The sequence below is a fragment of the Paraburkholderia sp. RL17-373-BIF-A genome, assembly GCF_046030175.1.
In the GTDB taxonomy this organism is placed as follows: Bacteria; Pseudomonadota; Gammaproteobacteria; order Burkholderiales; family Burkholderiaceae; genus Paraburkholderia.
Map to the genome: position 1 here is coordinate 1 of NZ_JARESO010000157.1, position 4538 is coordinate 4538.

The window sequence follows — 4538 nt, forward strand, 5'->3', positions numbered from 1 at the left end:
TCTTACTTCTTCCGGTCGTCCCGCAGGCGGACATTTCCGGGTACACGCGCTTCGTGGTATCCGCTTCGCATGTTCGCGGGCACATGCATTCGCTGTCGTTGCAGCGGTGCCTCGCCATTGAGCTCGATACCCGATGCCTCCGCCTGCATCCGTACAAAGCCCCGGAGCATCTTTTCGCGGTACGTGTACCAGCCTTGTCGCTGTGGCACCGCCTCGAGCACGGACCCATAGTTTTCCGCCTTAAGTCGGCGCAGCGATTCAGCGAATTTGCTGTTCTCGAACACGACGGGACTCCCGCGTCGTTCGGTAATCGATTTATAGGACTGCTGGATGTCGGTACTCTGCCGGAATAGGTCCTCACCGTCGGCCGTGGCCCAAACGAGATCCTCCCACTCGGGCGCACGATGCAACACCGCCTTCTCGTAAGGGCCCTTCAGTCTGGCATCCATCTGTTCGATCGCGTGGCGCAGGCCAAGCTGGTAGTGTTGCGCCTCCAATTTATCGCAATCGGTGTCGTCATCGAACGCCTGCCAGATCAAGTGTTCGGTGATCAGATGCACGTAGTGCGGGAAACCGTCACTGACAATCGCGATCCGCCAGTTCACGTCGTCATTCACGTCCAGTCCGAACTCCTGCGCGGCTTGCGTCACGATCTCGCGTCGCGCGTCCCAGCCTAAGCGACTTACCTCGAACGTCGCAAGCTGTCGGTATGCCGAAGGATGCGCGCCCAGGAGGTCTTCTAGTGATCGACCAACGCCCGTGAAAATGAATTTCAGGTCTACCTCGCGGTCGCCAAGCGCCTTGAGCAGCGCCGCGAACCTGTTTCGGTCCCGGACATCCGGGATCGTGTCGAATTCGTCGACGACTACAACCGGCCGCTTCGAATGCATGCGCGCAACTTCCTCAAGCAATCCCACCGCGTCGCCAATCGTCCTTAGCTGATCCCTGACATCCTTTGCGCTGATCTCCCGTCCTTGCTGCCACTTCAATCCTCGCCATTCAAGCGAGATGCTGGACTGCTCCTTGATGTTGGTGACGTGCGAACGAGCCATCGCCTCGTTGGCAATGTTGGCAATGATCGATTCGAAGGTCTCATCGGGCGAACCGCCAACGATAATCGGCCGGTTGTCCGAACTCTGATACTCGTAGGCAACTGTGCGCCCGAGGGAGCTTTTGCCAACGCCCCTATCACCATAGATGAAGATGTTACGACCCGGCACTCCAATCGCGCGGTCAATAGTCTCCAGTTCCCGCTCACGACCCTTGAGCTTTTCCGATTTGCTTATCGGCCCTGCCGCCGAAAGCACGACCGCGAGCTGATCCCGAACCCGCTGTTTGTCATAGCCAGCAATTGTCATGCGTATTGTTCTCTGGTTTGTTTTGCGCTGAATGATACGCCGGCCCGCGCCGCGCCACAAAACGTCCCGTCCTGACGAGGACGGAGGCTCGTCCGTTGTGTCGCGTCCGAGGGGAGGAACTTTGCACGTGCAAAGTTTCAAGCGGTCGCTCGCGGGCAGCTCGCCCGGCAGACGCCGGATCACCGCTGAGCTTATCGAGTTCCTGGACAGCAAAAAACAAGGCCCGGATCACCTGCGGGTTGTTGAACGGGCTTTGTCCCGCGAGGATTTCGCCCGTCTCCGGATCAATGCCGCGTGCCAGCTGCTCAAGGGTCGTTTTCGCTTCAACGGGATTCATACCGCCGCTCCGCCTGTCATGGTCCTGTCTGGCGGCGATGCGCAAGCGCGATCGCCGCCGGGTTTATTTGAAGAGCCGCCGGTCCAGCTCGAAGCGCTGCTTGTGCAGCACTAGTACGTGTTTCATCCCCGGATGCAAGGGATTCAGAATCAGATTCTCGTCACTAGGGCAAACAACGGACGGCACCCTCATCGCAAGCCGCTTGCCGGCTTCGAGCCACTGCCGCGCCAGATCTACGGTCGACGCTGGATCCCGATCCAGAACGTTCCAGTCATCAGGCAGATCAGGCACGTAAGCGCTCGATGCAGCCCTATCCGGCACTTCCAGCGTGACCAGATAAAAGTTGGCCACAGGCAGCAACCCTGACGCATGGACCCGCGCCTCGAGGACCGCTGTCGACGCGTGGCAGCAGGTATAAAGCACCGGCATTCCCCGCGGATTCCAGCGCCCGCCTGCCAGAGCAGCACCGTTGCCGCTCAGATCATCGGCCCGGTACTTGCCGGGCTTCTCTTTGGCAAGACGAAACACCTTCATACAGTCACGCCATGTTCGAGACGCACCAGAATGTCACGCACACGATCGATTCCAGTCTGCGTATCCAGCGTGTCCAGTGGACGTTCACCACCCAGCTCAACGTTCGGGCGCAGCATCCATTCAGCCGCCAGCCTGCCGTCTTCGAGAACGTCCTTGGCCTGAGCGTAAATCAGCATCGTGCGAGCCGCACGGTCCGACTCTCCCGCGCTGAGCCGCTCTCCCTGCGCAATCTTGCGATTGATCGTGCTGCTGGGAAGGCGCAGACTAGCAAGCAGAGTTTGCACGGGAATCTCCAGCAGCTCGGTGGCGATTCGGCTGACGATTACCGCCTCCATGCCATCTCGAATCAGGCGGGACTGTTCGGTCGGGGCGAGGCCGAGAAAAAACGTCAAATCGCCTTCCTGAGCGCCGAGCCCGTTGGTGCCTATGTGAGCGAGCCTGGCGGCCACTGCGGACTTTGCCGCCGAAGCGCCTGGCTTCGTCCGCCGCGAATGCGGCCGTCCTGCTACTGCTTCTGCCGTCATGATATTCTCCCAAATGAGCAACGATTGATACCCAACTGGGTCCAGTTTAGACGATTACCAAACGGGATACAAGACATTCCCATTTGGTTTTGACAAGACGTTTGCTGTCGACGTTCATCTAACTCTGAACCGGTGGGGAGGCTTGCCGGGAAATGTCTTTGTGGAAGGTTGCTCATTTAAAGCTGAACCTGCGGTTCATCTAACTTTGAACTATCGGCAATACGGTTCACTTAACTCTGAACTTTCCGTCGCGGGAACCAAGCGCTTTCAACGTCAGAAATAGCACAACGGGCCGCTGTCGACGGCGGATTCAACCGGTGGATGCAACACACTAGAGGCTGCGTGAGCAGTGGGAGTGTTGCAAATGAAACAGCGACGCCGGAGGACTTCTACGGCAGTACTTCCAACGATTCCAGCAAACTATTGCATCCACCGGTTGAATCCGCCCCCTGAGCCGACGTTCGCTGCATTGATCGCGAAGGGCCGCTTTCAAAGAATTCCAGCCATCCCCCTAGCGTCGTAGTTGTCGATCCCACAGCGCAGCCATTGCGGCAAAGGTGCGCGTCCTTTTCATCAGGCCCGCAAGGGGGGCTTAGGGCGTGCTTAAAGTTTCGTCATCTTGAGAGAGCCGTCCGGCAAGGCCGCCAACTGGAATTGAAGATCGACGTTTAGGGAATTGTGCAGATCGCACAGCGTTCTCCCCCTCTTCGAAGCGGTGCTGCAAGAAAGCGACCGCCAGCTCGCGTGCACGCCACGACACGCTCACATCGGCGCGCGGGAGCGTCTCGGAACGATTAGCGCTGAGCGGTCGAAGCTCTCCGCTGAGCGCCGCGGTCGCCGCGCGCCATTGAGCTCAGAGCGGCCAGCATGGGAAGGCTCCCTGCCGCCGTTAAAAAAACCTAAACGCCCGGATTCGCCTTGATGATGGAGCAGGACCGGTGGTCGTAGCGGTAGCCTAGGATGCTGCCGTCGGCAATTAGCGGGACGGCTTCCTCGATGATCGACAGCGGCAACAGGAACCACTCCCGAGGTTTGATCGGCTTTCCAAATCGATCGATGACTTCGATGTTGAGGCGCGCTTCGGCGAAGAAATGATGCACCAGCCGCTCGAACGCGTTGACGTTCAAGTTGATGGCGTCGTAAGTCATGACCGGCTGCGCCGGCGCCATCAGAAACGTCGGATCGTCAGCTGCGCCCCGTATGCGCGTTTCCAGGCTTCCCGTCGTGAACCCAATCTTGAAGAGTTGGCCGTCGAGGCTCGCAATTTCTGGCTGCTTGGAAAGGCTCTTGACGACATAAATCAGGCCCGTCACGCGCTCCTGCGCGCTCGGCACCACCACAATCTCCGTGTCGGGCGCCGCGAAAAGCGGCCCGGCGTTCGGGTCTGAGATGCGGCGACCGTTGGGGTCTTTGTAAAGCTCCGTGGCCAGAGACCGCAGCAGATTGTTGCCCTCCGTTCCGTTCTCGAAAATCAGCCGCAGGCGAGCGTTTCGCTTCCCATTGCGAATGTGCGGATCCCGAACCTCGGCGACATACACCACGACGCCATTGAGAATAAAGAAGCCGCCCGCCTCGATGTCTTGCTCGCGGGCGAACCGCATGCTTTTTCTCTTTCCCGACGAAAGGTCGGCCGCCACCTCGTCGAAGATAGGCTTGAACTTCTCGAAGTCCGCGCAGAGGGCGCGCTCGGATACGCGATCGGCTTTCGCCGGAGTCGCCCGCGCGTGGTGCATCTCGAAAATCGCCTCGTTGGGATCGATCAGCAGATCGTCGTCAAGGTCGAGA

5 protein-coding genes are annotated in these 4538 nt (G+C 59.1%); 1 reads left to right on the forward strand and 4 read right to left on the reverse strand.

Annotated features, from left to right (window positions below):
- Nucleotides 1-2 precede the first annotated feature (2 nt).
- The gene (locus P0D80_RS48750; protein WP_408295556.1) at nt 3-1358 is read right to left on the reverse strand and encodes an ATP-binding protein; all 1356 of its coding nucleotides are present in this window, start codon (nt 1356-1358) and stop codon (nt 3-5) included.
- 127 nt (nt 1359-1485) lie between these two features.
- Here P0D80_RS48750 and P0D80_RS48755 point away from each other — a divergent pair, with 127 nt between their 5' ends.
- A complete protein-coding gene (locus P0D80_RS48755; protein WP_408295559.1) occupies nt 1486-1809 on the forward strand; it encodes a hypothetical protein in 324 nt (107 codons plus the stop codon).
- On the opposite strand, the gene P0D80_RS48760 is transcribed toward P0D80_RS48755, so the two are convergent.
- The 3 genes from P0D80_RS48760 to P0D80_RS48770 all read right to left on the reverse strand — a co-directional run.
- A complete protein-coding gene (locus tag P0D80_RS48760) occupies nt 1759-2229 on the reverse strand; it encodes an RES family NAD+ phosphorylase (RefSeq protein ID WP_408295562.1) in 471 nt (156 codons plus the stop codon). The two genes, P0D80_RS48755 and P0D80_RS48760, sit on opposite strands and share 51 nt — an antisense overlap.
- Nucleotides 2226-2753 (reverse strand): Xre family toxin-antitoxin system antitoxin, encoded by a 528-nt coding sequence (locus tag P0D80_RS48765; protein WP_408295564.1) that lies wholly within the window; start codon nt 2751-2753, stop codon nt 2226-2228. The genes P0D80_RS48760 and P0D80_RS48765 overlap by 4 nt, the downstream gene beginning before the upstream one ends.
- A gap of 899 nt (nt 2754-3652) precedes the next feature.
- A partial coding sequence (locus P0D80_RS48770) for a GIY-YIG nuclease family protein (protein ID WP_408295567.1) occupies nt 3653-4538 on the reverse strand: 886 nt, incomplete at its 5' end.